Below are 17,211 nucleotides of genomic sequence, written 5' to 3'. Positions count from 1 at the left end.
GATCCTTTCCCGGCTTCCCCGCCGACGTCACCGTCGTGCTCGACCAGAATCGCCCGCCGGATTCGTCGGAACCGACGGACTCCCCTTCGTCAGCACGTTCTCCACCAAAGCGGCCAGCAACGCGGTCCGCCGCGGCAATTCCTCGACCAGGACATGTTCGTGATCGGCGTGCGCTCCGCCGCCGACCGCACCGAGACCGTCGAGCGTCGGCACGCCCAAACCCGCGGTGTAATTGCCGTCCGAAGCCCCGCCGACAGCCGCCTCGGTCAATTCCGGCAACCCGAGTTCCGCGGCCAGTTCCTTGGCCAGCCCGTACAACGCGGCCGAGGAGACCGCGTCCAGCGGCGGCCGGTTGATCCCGCCGCTGACCCGGACCTGTGCGCCGGTGAGCACCGGTCGCAACGCACGGACCTCACGATCGACGCGAAGCTGTTCTTCCTCGTCCCACACGCGCACGTCGACCTCGACTGCGGCCGCGGCGGGCACGGTGTTGACCGTGGTGCCAGCCGAAAGCACCGTCGGCACGACACTGGTGCCCCGTTCCGGATCGGCGAGCGCAGCCACCGCGAGGACCTGATGCGCGATCTCGATTCCGGCGTTGATCCCCTTCTCCGGTTCGAGCCCGGCATGCGAGGCGCGTCCGGTCACCTCGATCCGGTAGTGGGAAACGCCTTTGCGCCGGGTCTTGATCGCTCCGCCGTCCGCCGAAGCCTCCAGCACGAACGCCGCCGCGCAGCCTCGCGCCTCTTCCTCGATCAGCCCCCGCGACGACGGCGAGCCCAGCTCCTCGTCCCCGGTGACCAAAATGGACAGTCCACTTCGGTCGGGCAGGGAGGCCGCGACATGCAAGGCCATGACAACGCCGGTCTTCATGTCGAAGCAGCCCGGCCCGCGCAAGACGCCGTCCTGCTCGGAAAACGGATGCGTCTCCAGCGAACCCATCGGCCAGACCGTGTCGTGATGGCCGAGCAGCAGTACCCGCGGCGGACCGTCACCGAACCGCCAGCGCAGATGCGTCCGTCCATCCAGGACAATGCGTTCCGGCTCCACGCCGAGCAACGCCTTGCCGACACCGGTCAGCACGTCCGCGCTGTGCGCGACCGCGTCGAGGTCGGAGGACGGAGATTCGCAGCGCACCAGCGTTTCGATGTCGGCGAGCAGAGCGTCCACAGCGAACTCGGTCATCGCGGCTCACCCCGCAGCGGCTGGCCGGGGAACGCGTCGGTGAGCAGCTGCCCGTCGCGCACCACCGGAGTGCCCGCGACGAACAGGTGCCGGACGCCGACCGCGGGCCGGGTCGCGTCGAAATACGTTGCGGTGTCAGTGATCGTGGCCGGATCGAGGACGACGATGTCCGCGTCCGCACCGACGTTCAACCGGCCCTTGGTCCGCGCACCGGGCGCGACCTCGTCGAGCACCCGCGCCGGGAGATAGGAGCAGCGCCGGAAGGCTTCCAGCCAGGTCCAGACCCCGGCCTCGCGCACCATCAGCCGCAGCGACTTCGAGAACGTGCCCGCCGTGCGCGGATGGGTGGCGCCACCAGGCGGCAAAGGCCACTCGGTGGATTCGTTGGCCCCGTTTTGCCAGTACACCGGCATCGCGTCGCTCGCGACGATCGAGTCCGGGAAGGCCAGCGCCTGGTGCAGCAGGGTGCGGTCGGCCGGGTCTTCCTCGTCGAGGAACTCCAGAATGCACGGCGCACCCGGCGTCTCGGCGCGGACCTGCAGCAACCGTCCCTCGTCCGCAATCCGCTCGCCGGTCTCCAGCAGGATCACCCGCGTCGGGTTGAGGCCCTTCATCTTCAGCCGCTCCGGCGAGATGAAAGCCGCGCCGACCGCGGTGCTGCCCGCGCCGTACGGATAGGCCTCGACGGTCACCCGCGACCCCGCGGCACGGCACGACTCCAGCGCGGCGAGCACGCGGTCGATGTGCCGGCCGGAGGTGCTGTTGACGTGGCAGTGGTGCATCGCCGCGCCGGTCTCGGCCGCGACGATCGCGATCTCTTCGGACCCGTCGGCCGGCGTGCCTGGGTCGACCTCGACCAGCTCGCGGACGTGCGTGTACGTCGGCGCTTCGGCCTGTTTGGCGAGCTTCGCCAAGGCCAGGAACTCGGCCGGGTCGCTGGCCGGCGCGTATCCGAGCAGCACGCCGACGCCGAGCGCGCCCGCCGCCAGCTCACCCTCCACAAGGGACAGCCAGGCAGCCAGCTCGGTCTTCGACGAGGACCGCTGCCAGGCCGGATTGCCGAGCACGGAGAGCCCGGTGTTGATGTTCGCGTCCGGTTCGATGCCGGCGAGCACCTTCGCCCGCGCGGAACCCCACGAGGCCGAGAAGCCGTAGTGCAGCGGACGCCCGGCCGCGGCGGCCTCGGCGTAAGCCCGTTCGACCGGCATCAACCCGGCCTCGAGGTCGAGGGCCGTCGTGACGCCGTCCATCGCCTGCAGCCGCTGTCCGGCGATCGTGTGCACGTGGCTGTGCAGATCGATGAACCCCGGTCCGACGATGTACCCGGCGACGTCGATCTCGACCTGGTCGTCCGCACTCGGCAGTCCTGGTCCGACCGCGATCACTTCGCCGTCGGATACCAGCACGTCAGCTGTGCCGTCGAAGCCCGTAGCCGGGTCGATGACGCGACCGCCACGCAGCAGTGTCCGCATGCTTGCCTCCTCGCCTCGCTGCTGGCGACCCTAGGAGGTTTCCCGGACGGTCCGTTCGTGCGCGCGGACGAATCCGGGGCGGCAGATCTCTCCGCGCGCACAAACCGGAATTCGTTGGGCGGGGGTGCGCGGCGGCCCTAAGCTCGCGCGCATGGCCTGCCGGATCACCGAACTCATCCTGGACTGCGCCGACCCGCAACGGATGGGCGATTTCTGGTGCGAAGTCCTCGGCTACGTCGAACTCGGCTGGGACGGCGACGACCTCGAGATCGGCCCGCCCGGAGCCTGTTTCGGCGGCCCGCAGCCGACGCTGATCCTCAGCCGCGGCACCGACCCGAAACCGGCGAAACTGCCGCTGCACCTGGACGTGAACCCGACCGACCGGGACCAGGACGCGGAACTGGAACGCCTGCTCGCGGCCGGCGCGCGCCCCGCCGACGTCGGCCAGACCGGCGAGGAGTCGTGGCACGTGCTGGCGGACCCGGAGGGAAACGTCTTCTGCCTGCTCCGCCGCCGGGTCGACCCGGTGTCCGGCTAGCCTGACGGGCGAACCTCAGGTCGCCGGATCAAGCGCGGTCAGGCGTTCGGCGGTGTCCCAAAGTTCCTGTTCGCGCCGCGGATCGTAGGACTCGTCCGAGGAGCGGGCCGCCTTGTCGCGGTCGACGTAGGAACCGGTCGAGGCTTGCGTATCGCCCAGGACGATCTCGGCGAGATAGCGGCCCGCATCGTCGCGATGGGTGCCGAACGGGGTGAAAGCCAGCAGCGGCAGGACTCTGCGCATCATGAAGCGGCCGATAGGCCCAGCGTTGCGGGCGAGACCAGTGGCGGGAACGAAACCCGGGTTGTAGGCGATGACGTCGACCCCGGCGGGCAAGCGGCGCGCGTACTCGTGCACCAGGTAGATCGCGGCCAGTTTGCTGGTCGAATACGCGGCACGCCCCGCGGCGGTGGTTTCGGGCTTGGGGAAGGCACGCGGGCGAGCGAGGACGTCGGGTGAGTCCCATGCAGGCCGGGGCACCATCCCCAGGTTGTGCGTGAAATCGCCGAAATGCGTATCGCTGACTGTGACCACGATCCGGCCGCTACCAGCGAAGCGGTCTTCGAAAGCGCGGACGAACACGTGGTTCGCGAGCACGTTCACCATGAACGTCGACTCGATCCCCTCTGGGCCTTCGGTCAGGTTGTCCGTGTACTGGACGCCCGCATTGCCCACGAAGTGGCGCAGCGGCGGCAGGTCACCGCGGTCGAGCCGGTCGCGGATCTCGGCAGCGGCCGATCGGACGCTCTTCAGCGAGTTCAAGTCCGCCACGACGCACGAGACGTTGCCGCTGAACTGCGAGCCGGTGGATTCGCGGGCGACGACAACCAGATGGGTGTCCGGCGACCGGCGCAGGATGTGCTCGGAGGCGATCCGGCCGATCCCGCGAGTCGCGCCGGTCATCACGATGGTGTGCTGCATCGAAGGCTCCCTTGCTGGTCAGTGCACACCGGAATTTCCTCGCACTCGCCGGCGCCGGCCAGTGGCTTGGATGTCCCTAGGACTCGCAGTACCCAGGCTCAACGATCGCCGCGCCGTCAGAATGGGCTCATGCCCGAATTCGGCGAGCTCCTGCACGGCTGGCGCGACCGGCTTTCACCTGCCGACGCCGGCTTCACCGCGATGGCCGGCAGGCGTGCGCCCGGACTGCGGCGTGAGGAGCTCGCGCAGCTGGCCGGACTCTCGGTCGACTACGTCCTGCGTCTGGAACAGGGCCGCGCGACGAACCCTTCCGCCCAGGTCGTCGGCTCCCTCGCCCGAGCACTGCAGCTCTCCCGGACCGAACGCGACCAGCTCTACCGCAGCGCCGGACTTCTGCCGCCGCGGGACGGCACGATCAGCGCCCACGTTCCCGCGAGCATCCAACGGCTCGCCGTGCGCCTGGGCGACGTCCCGATCGGCGTGTTCACCGCGGACTGGACGCTGGTGTGGTGGAACGCCATGTGGTGCGCCCTGATCGGCGATCCCTCCGCGCTCCCGGTCGAGCAACGCAACCTCGCCCGAGCCTTGTTCGGCAATGGCCCGGCCCTGCCGGCCCTCGAGACCGAACACGGATTCGACGCCTTCGAAGCGTCGATCGTGGCCGACCTCAAAGACGCCGTCTCCCGCTATCCCGCCGACGCCCGGCTCAATCGCCTCGTCCGAGATCTCCGTGCGGAATCGGAAGCCTTCGCGCGCCACTGGGTCGCGGAGTCCGCTGCCCAGCACACGAGCGAGCAAAAGACGATCTATCACCCCGACGTCGGCGAGATCCGGCTTGACTGCGATGTCCTCCTCGCCCCGGGAGCAGACCTCCGCATGGTCACCTACACCGCGGCGACCGGCACCACCGACGCGGGGAAACTCGACCTCCTCCGCGTCACCCGCGGTCAGCCCACTGGCTCCGCGCCGCAACGGGTGCAGAGCCCCGGCGGCCCAATGTGACAAGGCTGCCCAGCCACTCCCGATAGCGGAACTGCCCGGTCCGGACCAGGTCGGCGGCGAACTCGAAGTCGTACCCAGCCTGACCACGCCGGACCCGGCCAGCCGAGGGCACGGGGAAATGCGTCGGAACGAAGACAGCGCCGCTGCCCGCCACCTCATCCAGCAAAGCGCCCCGCACCCGCGCCGCAGCTCCCGGCTCGACGCAGTACCGAGTGCTCAGCTCCGGATGCCGGATCTGCACCCCGTGGTGCATCGTGTCCCCGGCGAGCAGGACGGTCCCGGCACTGCCGCGGACCCGCACGCACACATTCCCCGGCGTGTGTCCGGCCGCGGGAACGAGTTCGGCGTGCCTGCCCACCACCGCGTCGGGAGCGACAAAACGAAGCTGTCCAGCCTGCTCGATCGGCAGGACGCTGTCGGCCAGGTAGTCACCGGTCCGGCGCATGGCCGCCCCACCGGCTTCACTCGACCAGTAACGGAACTCCTGCTCGACCACGAAATGCGGAGCGTGCGGGAAAACCGGCTCCCGCTGGGCAGTGGCGGCACCGACGTGGTCTGTGTGCAGATGAGTGAACACGACCGCATCGACGTCCGCCTCCCGCAGCCCGGTCGCGAGGAACTGTTGCCTCCAGCGGTCCGGCAGCTGGTCGAACTCGGGCCGCTGACGGTCCTTCCCCGCCCCGACGCACGCGTCGACGACCAGCACCTCGTCCGCCGAGCAGACGAGGAACGACTGAATGACGAACACCAGCTTCTCCGCCGCCCGATCGAACCACGGTTCCCGCGCGTACCAGTCGGCCAGATCCGGCTCGAGCCCCGGGAAGAACTCCCCGGGCTCGATCAGCAACCGGTCGTCCTCGATCAGGGAAACGACCGCGACGTCACCGAGATCGAACCAGTGCGCCATCGCGCTCCCTCCCAGCGGTCGAGCGCACCCGGCTCAGCCCCACCGCACAGGCGATCGCCACCAGCACGGGAACAGCGGTCACCAGCACGATCGTCTGGGCCGACAACGCCAGCGCGAGCAGCAAGCCCGCGACGCCCGGCCCGACGATGGACCCGATCCGCCCCAGCGCCGCGGCCCAGCCGACGCCGGTGGTGCGCGTGCTCGCGGGATAGATCGAGACCGCGAGGGTCAGCTGCCCGATCTGCCCGGCCGTGACCCCGAAACCGGCACCGGCCAGCAGCACGAACAGCAGAGTCTCGCCGACCGGCACCGTCGCGACGAGGACCATGCACACGGCCCCGATGGCGGGCATCAGGATCAGCGCGCGGGCGATCCCGATCCGCGCGGCCAGCGGGATGAGCACCAGGCCGCCCGCGATCCCGCCGAGGGTGAGGAACGCGAGTCCCAGCGGGGCCTTCCCGGCGGTGAAACCGTAGCCGGTGAGAAGCGTCGGGACCCAGGAAATCAGCACGTACGCGGTGATGAAGATGAGGAACGAGAACGCCCAGATGAGCGCGGTCGGAAGGCGCAGTCCCGGGCCGAACAGCCTGCTTACCTTGGCCTCCTGCTTCGCGCTGCTCTCCACGGTCGGTTCCCGCTTGGGCAGCACCATGGCCATCACCGCGGCCAGCAGCAGCGGAGCGAGCCCGGCGACGTAGAAGACCCCGGCGGACCCGACGCTGTGCAGCAGTTTGCCGCCGAAGAACCCGCCGAGGCTGCTCCCGGACGCGAGACCGAGGGTCACCGCCACCGAAACCAGCTCCCGGCGGCCGTCCGCGCTGTGCTTCGTCGCGAGGGAAACCCCGGCCGGCAGCACCAGTCCCAGGCCGAGCCCGGTCACCAACCGGCTCGCGGCGAAGACAGGCATGGACTTCAGGTGCAGGATCGCGGCGGTCAGCACGGTCGCCGCCGCGAAGATCAGGACGCCGGTGAGCACCACGGACCGGGACCTCATCCGGGCTCCGACGTAACCCGCGGCCAGGTACCCGGCGACGACGCCGATGTTGGTCAGCACCAACGGCAACGTGAACGCGGCGGGTGCGGAAGCCCATTCTTTCGACAGCGTCGGGATCGTGAACGACAGAGCGGCGGTGTCGAAGCCGTCGAGAAGAACGGCGAAGAAGCAGAGCAGGACGACTGGCCAGTGGATGCCGGGCTTGCTCATGGCGTGTTCTCCAGTGCGTGAGAAGGATTCCCGATCCGGAATTTCTCGCCGAGCCGCGGGTCCGGCGAGCCGGAACGCGCGAATTCGGTCCACCACAAGCGCATCTGGGCACCGAGGCGTTCGACCTCGGTCCAGCTCGTTTCCCCCAGCATCGGGCTCCCGCGCCAGGATTCCGGCGTGCCCATCAGGAACAGCAGTTCGAGACAGTGGATCGCGCCGTATCCGCCGTGCTCTGGAGCCCAATCGAATTCGTACGAGTACACCGTTCCGCTGGCTTCGGCGTACTGCCGCGCCAATTCGCGTGCCGGACGACCGAAAAGCGGCTCAGTCTGGTCCGCGATCGCCTGCCGGATCTCAGCGTCCTCGACGCCTAAAGCGAATGCCGTGCACTCTTGCGCCGTGTACCCGATCATCAAGTCCGGCAACGGATCGGACAACAGCACGTCGCCGTCGACTTCGATCCCGACCAGGCCGAACGGCGGCCGGGTCGACGTCGGGTCCTTGGCCGCGTTCCACCGGAGAGTCCGCAACTGAGCGGCGAGCAACTGGTCGACCGAAGCAGTGGCCGGATTTCCGCCGACCGCGTCGACGAAATACTGGCCGATCTCCAGCGCCGCAGCCCGTTGCTGGATGATCTCGGGAGCCGGAGAGCTCTGGACGATCGCCCGCCGGATCAGCGGACGGCTGGTCGGGTTCGACAACAACGCAAGCGTAGAAAGCGCACCAGCGGACTGGCCGAAGACGGTGACATTGCCCGGGTCGCCACCGAACGCCGCGATGTTGTCGCGCACCCATTCGAGCGCGAGCATCTGGTCCGCCAAACCGAGATTGCCCTCGCTGAGGCCTTCGTGGACCAGATAGCCAAACGCCCCCAGCCGGTAGTTGACCGACACGACGACCACGTCGCCGTCCGCGGCGAGCCTCCCGCCGTCGTACCAGGGAAGCGTGCCGCCGCCGCTCAGGAAGCCGCCACCGTGCAGCCACACCAGCACCGGACGCGCCCCGGTCAGCCCAGGCGTCGCGACGGCAAGGTGCAGGCAGTCCTCGGACTGGGGCGGTTCTCCCCGCGGCGGCCCCATCGCGGCTTCCAGGCGCGAGCCGAGCTGCGGGCAGATCGGGCCTGGTAGCAGGGCATCGGCCGGCTCGGAATGCGGTGCGACCGGTCGCGGCGGCTGGAACCGTTCCGCGGTGCCGTAGCGCACTCCGCGGAAACGCAGCAGGCCGTCGTCGGTTCGAGCGCCGATGACCGGACCGGACGGCGGCTGGGCAGTGACAGGCGGGGATTCGGTCATCTCGGCTCTCCTTTGAGCGTGCGTCCGACGCCAGCCAGGAGACCGCCGTCGACCCGCAGTCAGGCTAAGAAAGTCCGGAATGCCTGACCAATGCTCTTTGCCGCCCGAGACATGCGCGCCCGGCTATACCTCACCGCGAAACGCGGCTCCCCGCCTCGGCCGGCTCGGCTCGCACCGGCCGAGATTCGGTCCGGGCGCCGCCGCCGGACAAGAGGTCCGCGAGCTTACCGATCGCCATCCCGAGCAGCGGAAGCCAGATCGGGCACAGCATCAGCACCAGCAGTGGTCCCATGATCTTGAAAATCTCGAGAAATCCGTGCACAGTCACGCCTTTTCGGTCTCGGCCAGCAGCGTCGCGAGCGTGCGCACGGCACGGTGCTGCAGCGCCCGGATGCTGTTGGGGTTCTTGTTCATCGTTTCCGCGACCTCGGCGACGGACAGTCCGGCGAAAAACCGCAGCCGCACGCACTCGCGCTGCGGTTCGCTGAGGTCGGCCAGGCACCGGCGCAGCGCCGCCGCTTCGATGCGGGCCAGCGCGAGCCGATCGGCTCCGCCCCGGATGTCCGGTCCGTCGTGGTCTTTCCCGTCGAGGAGTTCACGCCGGTAGCGGGCTGATTTGCGGTGGTCGCGCAGCAGGTTGTCGGCGATCGTGTACAGCCAGCCGGTGAACGAGCCGACGTCCGGGCGGAAGTCCGGCAGTTTCCGCCACGCGCGCAGGAACGCCTCGCTCGTCAGGTCCTCGGCGACCGTCGCGGTGGGCAGCCGCATCCGCAGGTAGCGGAAGACCGGTGCCGCGTGTTCCTGGTAGAGGACGGCGAACGCGGCCTGGTCGCCGGACCGCGCCCGCCCCAGCAGCTCCGTCTCCACCGGGCCTCAATCCTGTAGCCGCAGCGCGGCGACCGGACACGCGCGCACCGCCGCGTCGACGAACTCCCGCTCTGCCTCCGGCGGGGTTTCGTCGAGGACCCGCACCACGCCGTCCTCCCCGACCTCGAAGAACTGGTCGGCCATCGCCTCGCACATACCGAGGCCTTCACATGTGCCGTGGTCCGCGACGATCTTCATGCCGCCTCCCGAACCACCGGCACGAAATCGACCTTGTCGCGCACGCCGCAATCGGGGCAGGTCCAGTCGTCCGGGATCTCCGACCAGGGCGTCCCGGCGGCGAAGCCCTCCAGCTCGTTGCCCTCCGCGACGCGGTAGACGTAGCCGCAGCCGGGGCACCGCGCGGCGTCCACGTCGTCGGCCAGCTTCGGCCGGGCATCCACGGCGGGTTTCTCTGCGGCAGCAGCGAGGACCGGGTACTTCTTCAGCAGCGAAGGCAGTTTGCCCGGCTGGACGTTCGCCTGGCGGATATCGCCGTCGAAATGCCGGTAGACCCGCGGATCCATCACCTTCCGGAACCACGCCGGGACCAGCGCGACGACCATCATCCCGGTGTAGCCGGTCGGCAGAACCGGGCTTTCCTTGAAGTCGCGCAGAGTCTGGAACCGGCGCGTCGGATTGGCGTGGTGATCGCTGTGCCGCTGCAGGTGGTACAGCAGCACATTCGTCGCGACATTGTTGGAGTTCCAGGAATGCGCCGGAGTGACCCGCTCGTACCGGGTCTTCGCGCCGTTAGTGACCTGTTTGCGCAGCATCCCGTAGTGCTCCAGGTAGTTCACGATCTCCAGCAGCGAGAAGCCGAAAACGGCCTGTACCACCAGATACGGCAGGATCCCGACACCCAGCCAGGCAAGCAGCCCGCCCCACAGCACCACGCTCATCAGCCACGCGTTGAGCACGTCGTTGCCGAGGCGGAACGGGTGACTTCCCTTGCGGGCATAGCGTTTCCGCTCGACTCCCCAGGCGCTGCGCAGCGAACCGAGGACCGTCCGCGGCCAGAACCGGTAGAAACTCTCGCCCAAGCGGCTCGACGCCGGGTCCTCCGGAGTGGCAACCCGGACGTGATGCCCGCGGTTGTGTTCAATGTAGAAATGGCCGTAAAAACACTGCGCCAGCGCGATTTTCGCGGCCCAGCGCTCGGTGCTTTCCCGTTTGTGGCCGAGTTCGTGCGCGGTGTTGATCGCGATGCCGGCGACCGTGCCCAGTGTGATCGCCAGGCCGATTTTGCCGCCCGCGGAAAGATCGCCGCGCGCGAGCATCCACGCTCCCGCTACGAAACCGGCGTATTGCAGCGGGAGGAACAGATAGGTGATCCAGCGGTAGTAGCGGTCCTCCTCCAGCGCCTCCATCACCTCGTCCGGCGGATTGGTGTGGTCGTACCCGGCGACGAGGTCGATGAGCGGCACGAGGACCAGGACGACGAGCGGTCCGAGCCACAGCGCGGCGTCGGATCCGGTCGCGGCGTGCAACCCGATCGCGCCGAACGGCAGCAGCGGCACGACGAGCCCGAGCAGCCACAGCTGCCGCTTCCGGTCGTGCCAGGCAGTCTCGCCGTTCGGCCCGGCGAGGCGGTATTCCTTCATGGCGGCCTCCACGCGGTCTGTCGTTTTCCTGAAGGTAGGAATCCGCGTGCGGCCGGTCACTGTGCGCGAAACCGAAACGACCGGCTGCGTTGGGTCTCGGGCACGAACCCGGCGTACGGTGCTGCCTGTGACGTCGACGGCTGCCGCCACACTGGCCAAGGTCGCGGACTCGGTCCTGGCCGAGCTCGCGCTGCTCCGCGCGCGGATCGTCGAGGAGGTCTCCGCCGAGCTGCCTTCGCTCGCGCCTGACGCGCAGGCTGCTGAGCTGCTGGACAGCACGGTCCGGGAGAACCTGGTCGCCGCGCTGGGCGTGCTGGGCGGCTCGACGGAGCCGGTCGACGTCGGGGCTCCGCCAGTCGCGCTGGAGTTCGCGCGGCGGCTGGCCCAGCGCCGGGTGCCGATCACCGCGATGCTGCGCGCGTACCGCCTCGGCCAGGCGGCCTTCCAGCAGGAGATGATCGCCCGGATCGCCGCCGAGCCGGTGGAGGCCGCGGACGTCGCGGTCGCCGCCACCGAGCTGTCGCAGGTCGCCTTCACCTACATCGACAAGATCTCCGAGGAGGTCGTCGAGGCCTACCAGCTGGAACGTGACACCTGGCTGCGCCACCGCAACGCCGCCCGGCTCGCGAAGGTGCAGGCCGCGCTGTCCGGCAAGCCCGTCGACAGCGCCGACGTCGAGAAGACCCTCGGCTACGCGCTGTCGGAGCGGCACGTCGGCGCGGTGCTGTGGTGCGGCCCTGAACTGGACGAAAGCGCCCGCCTGACGACCCTCGAACGGCATGCGGCCCTGCTCGCGAACGCGCTCGGCGCCATTCCGCTGGTCGTGGCCCCGGACGCCTCGACCGTGTGGGCCTGGTTCCCGACCGCGACGCTCGACCTCGACGCGGTGTCCTCCGCGCTCGCCAGCTCACCGGAGCCGGTGCGCGTCGCGCTGGGCGACCCGGCGAGCGGCCTGGCCGGGTTCCGCACCACCCACCAGCAGGCCCGCCAAGCCGAAGCCGTGGCGCAGATGACCGAGCGGACGCGACCGAGGCCAGTCACCGCGGCGGCGCAGCTCGGGCCGTTGGCGCTGGTCGCGGCCGATCCCTCGGCGGTCGCGGGCTGGGTCCAGTCGGTGCTCGGCGCGCTGGCCGACAACGACGAGGGACACCAGCGGATGCGCGAGACGGTGTGGGCGTACCTGTCCAGCGGGAGCAGCCTGATGGTCGCCGCGCAAGAGCTGCACCTGCACAAGAACACCATCCAGTACCGCCTCCGCAAGGCCGAGCAGGAACGCGGCCGCCCGCTGTCCGAGGGACGGATCGACGTCGAGGTCGCTCTGCTGGCCTGCCGATTGCTGGGCCCGGCGGTGCTCCGGCCGGTGGACTGAGGGTTTTGTGCCACGGGACCAGTCGAGTCCCGCGGTCCCGTTCCGCAGACCGATGCGCGGGTCCGGCCTGGGCGAGAAGACTTCGGGGTCGCCACCGCGCTGACGCCTGTGAGGACAACGATGAACGACACCCGTGAAGAGACCGACGTCCTCGTGATCGGCTCCGGTTTCGGCGGTTCCGTGAGCGCTTTGCGGCTGTCCGAAAAGGACTATCGCGTCACCGTGCTGGAAGCCGGTCCGCGCCGGACCGAAGAGACACTGCCGAAAACCTCCTGGGACGTCCGGAATTTCCTCTGGGCGCCGCGGCTCGGCTGCTACGGAATCCAGCGCATCCACCTGCTCCGCGACGTCGTCATCCTCGGCGGCGCAGGTGTGGGCGGCGGTTCCCTCAACTACGCCAACACCCTGTACGAACCGCCCGCGCCATTCTTCGAAGACCCCCAGTGGGCGCACGTCACCGACTGGCAGGCCGAACTGAAACCGCACTACGACCAGGCCCGCCGGATGCTCGGCGTCACCCAAAACCCCACCGTCACCGCCGCCGACCAGGTGCTCCGCGAAGTCGCCGACGACCTGGGCGTTGGCTCATCCTTCCGGCTCACCCCAGTCGGTGTCTTCTTTGGCGACAAAGACACTCCCGCCGGAACCGTCGTCTCAGACCCGTTCTTCGGCGGTGCCGGGCCAGCACGCCGAACCTGCACCGAATGCGGGTCCTGCATGACCGGCTGCCGCGTCGGCGCCAAAAACACACTGGACCGCAATTACCTTTACCTGGCCGAAAAACGCGGCGCGAACGTCATTCCGATGACCACAGTGCTCGACGTACGCCCAGCGGACGGCGGCTACCTCGTCACCGCGGTCCGCACGGGAAAGTCACCGCGCCGCCGCAAAAACGTGCGCACCTTCTTCGCCCGCGACGTCATCTTCAGCGCTGGCACCTACAACACGCAGAAGCTGCTCCACCGAGCTCGCGAAACCGGCTCGCTGCCCCGAATTTCCGCCAGCCTCGGCCGCCTGACCCGGACGAACTCGGAATCCATCCTCGGCGCGAAATCGAAACGCAAGGACGTCGACTTCACCCGCGGCGTCGCGATCACGTCGTCGATCCACCCGGACGAGCACACGCACATCGAACCGTGCCGCTACGGCAAGGGCAGCAACGCGATGTCGCTGCTGCAAACCGCACTCACCGACGGCGGCAAGGCTGTTCCGCGCTGGCTGACCTGGCTGACCGCGTTCGCCCGGAATCCGCGCAACGTCACCTGGTTCTCGCCGCGCCGCTGGTCCGAACGCACCATCATCCTGCTGGTCATGCAAACCCTCGACAATTCCATCACCGTCAGCGGCAAACGCACCCGCACCGGACGGCACAAACTGACCTCCGCCCCCGGCCACGGCGAACCGAACCCCACCTGGATCCCCGCCGGAAACGACGCCGCCCGCCGCGTCGCGGAGAAGATCGACGGCATCGCCGGCGGCACCACCGGAGAGATCCTGAACATCCCGATGACCGCCCATTTCATCGGCGGCTGCGCCATTTCCGACGACCCGGCAGACGGTGTCCTAGACCCCTACCACCGAGTCCACGGCCACCCCGGCCTCCACGTCGTCGACGGTTCAGCGATCTCGGCGAACCTGGGCGTCAACCCCTCCCTGACAATCACCGCCCAAGCCGAACGCGCGATGTCCCTGTGGCCCAACCGAGGTGACGCCGACCCCCGACCACCGCTCGGCGCACCGTACAAACGCCTTGACCCGGTGCCCCCACGCCACGCTGCGGTCCCGGCTGGTGCTCCCGGCGCTCTGATTTCCTAAGCGCACGACGGGCAGTACGACGCGAGAGATAGCGCGAGCCCCAGAAATTCACCGCCGTATATCGCTCGCGTCGTCCGTCACAGACCCATTGGTCAAACCGGACGGCCGGGAGCCGTTGCTGAATTCTGGGGCCGCAGAGCCGTCGCCGGACGTCATCGCCGGAGCGGGAGCCTTGATCTCAGATGCTCGCTCGTAGCTCTTGCCGACGAAGTAGAACGCGCCGACGGTGGCGGTCAGCGTCGTGAGGCTGGTCAACATGCTGCTCCCGAGCGCTGAGTGGTCAAACGCGTCCTGGACGCTGGTATTGAACATGCAGGCCAGCAAAATGATGTAGGTCAGCACGACGGCTGCGGCGATCGCGTCGCGCAGCTCCCGGTAGAACCAGTAGAAGCCCAAGAAGTTGATCACCGCGACGATCGCCAACGCCCCGCCCAGGCCGCCGAGATGCAGGCTGAAGGCATGGCCGCCGATGTGGTAGGTCGCCGTCGACAACAGACCGAGGGCAATCAGCAGGGAGTCAGACACCCCGATGAACCACAACGTCCGCTGGGTTGCCCGCTCAGTGTTCCGGGTCGCCATGGGGACCTCCGCTGCTTTTCGCCCTCTGCCGAGAAGTCGCGGCCTATTGGTGCGACGTTACGGCTGCGCCGACGCCTGCCGTGGCCATGCTTTCTGCTGGCAATGATGTGAAACGTCGACTGAATTTCGCGGAGGGGCGTGAAGTTCGAACGACACGGCCATTTCCAGACGGGCAATGGGATCTCGACACGATCGGTGATCCCAGGCACCGTGGCGGTGCCGTCCACGATGCCGCAAGGAGGACCGCACTAGTCCATAAACGCGTCACGTATCGTCGTCCGGACCTCTTCACACCGTATTTCTGTTCCCCGCAGCATATCGACCAACGGCCGGATTCCGTGCCCAGTCGGCGTGACAAACCAGCATCGGCCACCGTGCTCCGGTATGAATACGATGCTCCGCTGCGCGATTTTGACCTGCCGTATTTCATCCCACCGCCTGCTCCAGAGGTATTCGCTCTTCGACTGACGACCACCGCAAAAGAACCGAGGAACGGCCGCGAGCCAGCGCGGGCTCAAACCGACTCCGACTCCCGCCCCATCTGCCTCAAGAACGGCGAGCGGGTAGGTGACGGTGACGCCTCCTGACTCCGCGGGCAGACTAGTCCCGCCGCGGGCGCGATAAGCGATATCGTCGTCCATGTTGGTCACCTGAACCTATGTGCAGGAGCCGCCCGCGCGAGCCTCTCCCGGGAAGGGTAGATCCGGTCCGGCCCCGACGCCTAGCTTGTCTGTGCGGTTTCCAAGCCAGCCCGGCAGACAGGCGACGTTCAACCAGGCACACGGTCCGGATGGGATCGGTGTAACTCAAGCGCCTCAACCAGCGCAAACAAGATGATGAGTACAAGGAGGCTGCCATGAGCGGAGCGCCTCCCGCTCCCCGCCTTGGAGTGCCCCCGACGGGGTTCGAACCCGCACTGCGTCGATTTTAAGTCGACTGCCTCTGCCAATTGGGCTACGGGGGCCCACCCACCCTAGCGAACCCGCCCCAGCACACGACAAAGCCGGGCCACCCCACGACGGCCCGGCTTCGTCAAGCTCGGGAGAACTCAGCCCTTGCTGGCCCGGTTGAACTCTTCCTTCGGGTTGTTGATCTGGCCCAGCGAGATGACCTCACGCCGGAACAGCCCGCCGAGCATCCAGTCGAACAGGATGCGGATCTTGCGGTTCCACGTCGGCATCGCCTTGAGGTGGTAGGCGCGGTGGAAGAGCCACGCCGGGAAGCCCTTGATCTTCAGGTTCAGCGCGTCCGCCACGCCCTTGTGCAGGCCGAGGCTCGCGACCGCGCCCAGGTTCTTGTGGTAGTAGTCCTTCGGCTGTCCGCCGCGGATCACCTTGATGATGTTCTTCGCCAGCAGGCGGGCCTGGCGGACCGCGTGCTGGGCGTTCGGCGGGCAGGTCGCCGTCGGGTCCTGTTCGGTGCGCGAGAGGTCCGGGATGGCCGCGTTGTCGCCCGCGGTCCAGACGTCCGGGTGGCCCACGACCTGCATCGCGGCGGTGGCCTCGACGCGGCCGCGCTTGTCGAGCGGCAGGTCCGAGCTGGCGAGGACCGGGTTGGCCTTCACGCCGGCGGTCCAGATGATCGTGTCGGTGTCGAACTCGGTGCCGTCCGAGAGCACGACGTGGCCGTTTTCGAACGACTTCGCCGCGGTCGACAAGTAGACTTCGATGCCGCGCTTCTCCAGCTGCTGCACCGTGTACACGCCCAGCGTCTCGCGCACCTCGGGCAGGATCCGCCCGGCCGCCTCGACCATCACCCAGCGGATGTCCGCCGGCTTGATGTTCGGGTAGTAGTTCTCGACCGCGAAGCGGGTCATGTCCTCGAGTTCGGCCAGCGCCTCGATGCCCGCGAACCCGCCGCCGACCACGGTGAACGTGAGCAGGCGCTTGCGCAGCTCGGGGTCGAGCGTGCTGGCGGCCTCGTCCAGCTTGGTCATGATGTGGTTGCGCAGGTAGATCGCTTCGCCGATGGTCTTGAAGGCGATGCCCTCCTCGGCGAGGCCGGGGATCGGCAGGATCCGCGCGACGGCGCCGAGCGCGACCACGAGCACGTCGTAGTTCAGCGTCTCGATGTGGCCGTCGGCGGCCTCGACCGTGACGGACTTGCGCTCGTTCTCGATCTTCGTGACCCGCGCGGTCAGCACGTGGCAGCGCTTCAGCACGCGGCGCAGCGGCACGACCACGTGCCGCGGCTCGATCGCGCCGGCCGCCGCCTCGGGCAGGAACGGGGCATAGGTCATGTGCGGCTGCGGGTCAACGACGGTCACGGAGGCCTCGTTGGCGCGCAGCATCTTCTGAAGCCCGTACGCGGTGTACAGGCCGACGTATCCACCACCGAGGACGAGGATCCGAGTCGGTTCCGACTTCGCAGCAGCCATGTACCTATAGTCGCACTTCGCGAGCGGCTCCGCTCGGGTACCCCACCCCGCTGTGACCAGCATCGCCACGCAGGTTGTCACG

At 68.5% G+C, this 17,211-nt stretch carries 16 protein-coding genes and 1 tRNA gene; 4 read left to right on the top strand and 13 right to left on the bottom strand.

The window, feature by feature from the left end; translation table 11 throughout:
• Nucleotides 1-27 precede the first annotated feature (27 nt).
• Together ATK30_RS25185 and ATK30_RS25180 are read right to left on the bottom strand one after the other, a co-directional pair.
• Nucleotides 28-1,185 carry a M20 family metallopeptidase gene (locus ATK30_RS25185; protein ID WP_244194719.1) on the bottom strand — a complete coding sequence of 386 codons (1,158 nt, stop codon included), beginning with the start codon at nt 1,183-1,185 and terminating at the stop codon, nt 28-30.
• Nucleotides 1,182-2,657, bottom strand: a complete 1,476-nt coding sequence (locus ATK30_RS25180) for an amidohydrolase family protein (protein ID WP_101437686.1) — start codon at nt 2,655-2,657, stop codon at nt 1,182-1,184. Before ATK30_RS25180 ends, ATK30_RS25185 begins: the two co-directional genes overlap by 4 nt.
• A gap of 151 nt (nt 2,658-2,808) precedes the next feature.
• On the opposite strand from ATK30_RS25180, the gene ATK30_RS25175 reads away from it, so the two are divergent.
• Nucleotides 2,809-3,195 carry a VOC family protein gene (locus tag ATK30_RS25175; RefSeq protein ID WP_101437685.1) on the top strand — a complete coding sequence of 129 codons (387 nt, stop codon included), beginning with the start codon at nt 2,809-2,811 and terminating at the stop codon, nt 3,193-3,195.
• A gap of 15 nt (nt 3,196-3,210) precedes the next feature.
• On the opposite strand, the gene ATK30_RS25170 is transcribed toward ATK30_RS25175, so the two are convergent.
• Nucleotides 3,211-4,116 carry an SDR family NAD(P)-dependent oxidoreductase gene (locus ATK30_RS25170; RefSeq protein ID WP_101437684.1) on the bottom strand — a complete coding sequence of 302 codons (906 nt, stop codon included), beginning with the start codon at nt 4,114-4,116 and terminating at the stop codon, nt 3,211-3,213.
• 129 nt (nt 4,117-4,245) lie between these two features.
• Between ATK30_RS25170 and ATK30_RS25165 the strand changes: the two genes are divergently transcribed.
• Nucleotides 4,246-5,118 carry a helix-turn-helix transcriptional regulator gene (locus ATK30_RS25165; protein WP_101437683.1) on the top strand — a complete coding sequence of 291 codons (873 nt, stop codon included), beginning with the start codon at nt 4,246-4,248 and terminating at the stop codon, nt 5,116-5,118.
• Here the strand turns inward: ATK30_RS25165 and ATK30_RS25160 are convergent.
• The 7 genes from ATK30_RS25160 to ATK30_RS25130 all read right to left on the bottom strand — a co-directional run bounded on the left by ATK30_RS25160 (nt 5,054) and on the right by ATK30_RS25130 (nt 10,989).
• Nucleotides 5,054-6,025, bottom strand: coding sequence for an MBL fold metallo-hydrolase (locus ATK30_RS25160; protein ID WP_101437682.1), 972 nt, complete (start codon nt 6,023-6,025; stop codon nt 5,054-5,056). The genes ATK30_RS25165 and ATK30_RS25160 overlap by 65 nt on opposite strands.
• Nucleotides 6,000-7,229 (bottom strand): MFS transporter, encoded by a 1,230-nt coding sequence (locus ATK30_RS25155; RefSeq protein ID WP_101437681.1) that lies wholly within the window; start codon nt 7,227-7,229, stop codon nt 6,000-6,002. Before ATK30_RS25155 ends, ATK30_RS25160 begins: the two co-directional genes overlap by 26 nt.
• Nucleotides 7,226-8,521 carry a carboxylesterase family protein gene (locus ATK30_RS25150; RefSeq protein ID WP_101437680.1) on the bottom strand — a complete coding sequence of 432 codons (1,296 nt, stop codon included), beginning with the start codon at nt 8,519-8,521 and terminating at the stop codon, nt 7,226-7,228. The genes ATK30_RS25155 and ATK30_RS25150 overlap by 4 nt, the downstream gene beginning before the upstream one ends.
• 130 nt (nt 8,522-8,651) lie before the next feature.
• On the bottom strand, nt 8,652-8,813 hold the full coding sequence (locus ATK30_RS45100; protein ID WP_158242499.1) for a hypothetical protein: 162 nt from the start codon (nt 8,811-8,813) through the stop codon (nt 8,652-8,654).
• A 32-nt stretch (nt 8,814-8,845) separates the two neighbouring features.
• Complete coding sequence (locus ATK30_RS25140; RefSeq protein ID WP_101437678.1) at nt 8,846-9,388, bottom strand: RNA polymerase sigma factor; 543 nt, start codon at nt 9,386-9,388, stop codon at nt 8,846-8,848.
• 6 nt (nt 9,389-9,394) lie between these two features.
• Complete coding sequence (locus tag ATK30_RS25135) at nt 9,395-9,586, bottom strand: ferredoxin (RefSeq protein ID WP_101437677.1); 192 nt, start codon at nt 9,584-9,586, stop codon at nt 9,395-9,397.
• Nucleotides 9,583-10,989 (bottom strand): fatty acid desaturase, encoded by a 1,407-nt coding sequence (locus ATK30_RS25130; protein WP_101441055.1) that lies wholly within the window; start codon nt 10,987-10,989, stop codon nt 9,583-9,585. The genes ATK30_RS25135 and ATK30_RS25130 overlap by 4 nt, the downstream gene beginning before the upstream one ends.
• Before the next feature lie 127 nt (nt 10,990-11,116).
• Between ATK30_RS25130 and ATK30_RS25125 the strand changes: the two genes are divergently transcribed.
• Complete coding sequence (locus ATK30_RS25125) at nt 11,117-12,358, top strand: PucR family transcriptional regulator (RefSeq protein WP_244194718.1); 1,242 nt, start codon at nt 11,117-11,119, stop codon at nt 12,356-12,358.
• Between the two features lie 120 nt (nt 12,359-12,478).
• Nucleotides 12,479-14,173: a GMC oxidoreductase gene (locus ATK30_RS25120; protein WP_101437675.1), complete on the top strand. Its 1,695-nt coding sequence runs from the start codon at nt 12,479-12,481 to the stop codon at nt 14,171-14,173.
• Nucleotides 14,174-14,221: 48 nt separating this feature from the next.
• On the opposite strand, the gene ATK30_RS25115 is transcribed toward ATK30_RS25120, so the two are convergent.
• From ATK30_RS25115 to ATK30_RS25105, 3 genes are all read right to left on the bottom strand, one after another.
• A complete protein-coding gene (locus tag ATK30_RS25115; protein WP_101437674.1) occupies nt 14,222-14,752 on the bottom strand; it encodes a hypothetical protein in 531 nt (176 codons plus the stop codon).
• Nucleotides 14,753-15,642: 890 nt separating this feature from the next.
• Nucleotides 15,643-15,716: transfer RNA gene (locus ATK30_RS25110), tRNA-Leu, on the bottom strand.
• Between the two features lie 84 nt (nt 15,717-15,800).
• Nucleotides 15,801-17,129, bottom strand: coding sequence for an NAD(P)/FAD-dependent oxidoreductase (locus ATK30_RS25105; protein WP_037715647.1), 1,329 nt, complete (start codon nt 17,127-17,129; stop codon nt 15,801-15,803).
• Nucleotides 17,130-17,211 lie beyond the last annotated feature (82 nt).

Origin of the sequence: Amycolatopsis echigonensis (assembly GCF_002846615.1) — a bacterium.
In the GTDB taxonomy this organism is placed as follows: Bacteria; Actinomycetota; Actinomycetes; order Mycobacteriales; family Pseudonocardiaceae; genus Amycolatopsis; species Amycolatopsis echigonensis.
Note: the sequence above shows the minus strand (reverse complement) of the source record. Positions and strands in the feature narration are given on the sequence as shown.

Bases quoted from the DNA above. Each gene is read 5' to 3' on its own strand.
- ATK30_RS25150 (WP_101437680.1), bottom strand. From the start codon at position 8,521: ATGACCGAATCCCCGCCTGTCACTGCCCAGCCGCCGTCCGGTCCGGTC.
- ATK30_RS25165 (WP_101437683.1), top strand. From the start codon at position 4,246: ATGCCCGAATTCGGCGAGCTCCTGCACGGCTGGCGCGACCGGCTTTCA.
- ATK30_RS25155 (WP_101437681.1), bottom strand. From the start codon at position 7,229: ATGAGCAAGCCCGGCATCCACTGGCCAGTCGTCCTGCTCTGCTTCTTC.
- ATK30_RS25175 (WP_101437685.1), top strand. From the start codon at position 2,809: ATGGCCTGCCGGATCACCGAACTCATCCTGGACTGCGCCGACCCGCAA.
- ATK30_RS25170 (WP_101437684.1), bottom strand. From the start codon at position 4,116: ATGCAGCACACCATCGTGATGACCGGCGCGACTCGCGGGATCGGCCGG.
- ATK30_RS25130 (WP_101441055.1), bottom strand. From the start codon at position 10,989: ATGAAGGAATACCGCCTCGCCGGGCCGAACGGCGAGACTGCCTGGCAC.
- ATK30_RS25185 (WP_244194719.1), bottom strand. From the start codon at position 1,185: ATGACCGAGTTCGCTGTGGACGCTCTGCTCGCCGACATCGAAACGCTG.
- ATK30_RS25120 (WP_101437675.1), top strand. From the start codon at position 12,479: ATGAACGACACCCGTGAAGAGACCGACGTCCTCGTGATCGGCTCCGGT.
- ATK30_RS25135 (WP_101437677.1), bottom strand. From the start codon at position 9,586: ATGAAGATCGTCGCGGACCACGGCACATGTGAAGGCCTCGGTATGTGC.
- ATK30_RS45100 (WP_158242499.1), bottom strand. From the start codon at position 8,813: ATGGGACCACTGCTGGTGCTGATGCTGTGCCCGATCTGGCTTCCGCTG.
- ATK30_RS25105 (WP_037715647.1), bottom strand. From the start codon at position 17,129: ATGGCTGCTGCGAAGTCGGAACCGACTCGGATCCTCGTCCTCGGTGGT.
- ATK30_RS25115 (WP_101437674.1), bottom strand. From the start codon at position 14,752: ATGGCGACCCGGAACACTGAGCGGGCAACCCAGCGGACGTTGTGGTTC.
- ATK30_RS25160 (WP_101437682.1), bottom strand. From the start codon at position 6,025: ATGGCGCACTGGTTCGATCTCGGTGACGTCGCGGTCGTTTCCCTGATC.
- ATK30_RS25180 (WP_101437686.1), bottom strand. From the start codon at position 2,657: ATGCGGACACTGCTGCGTGGCGGTCGCGTCATCGACCCGGCTACGGGC.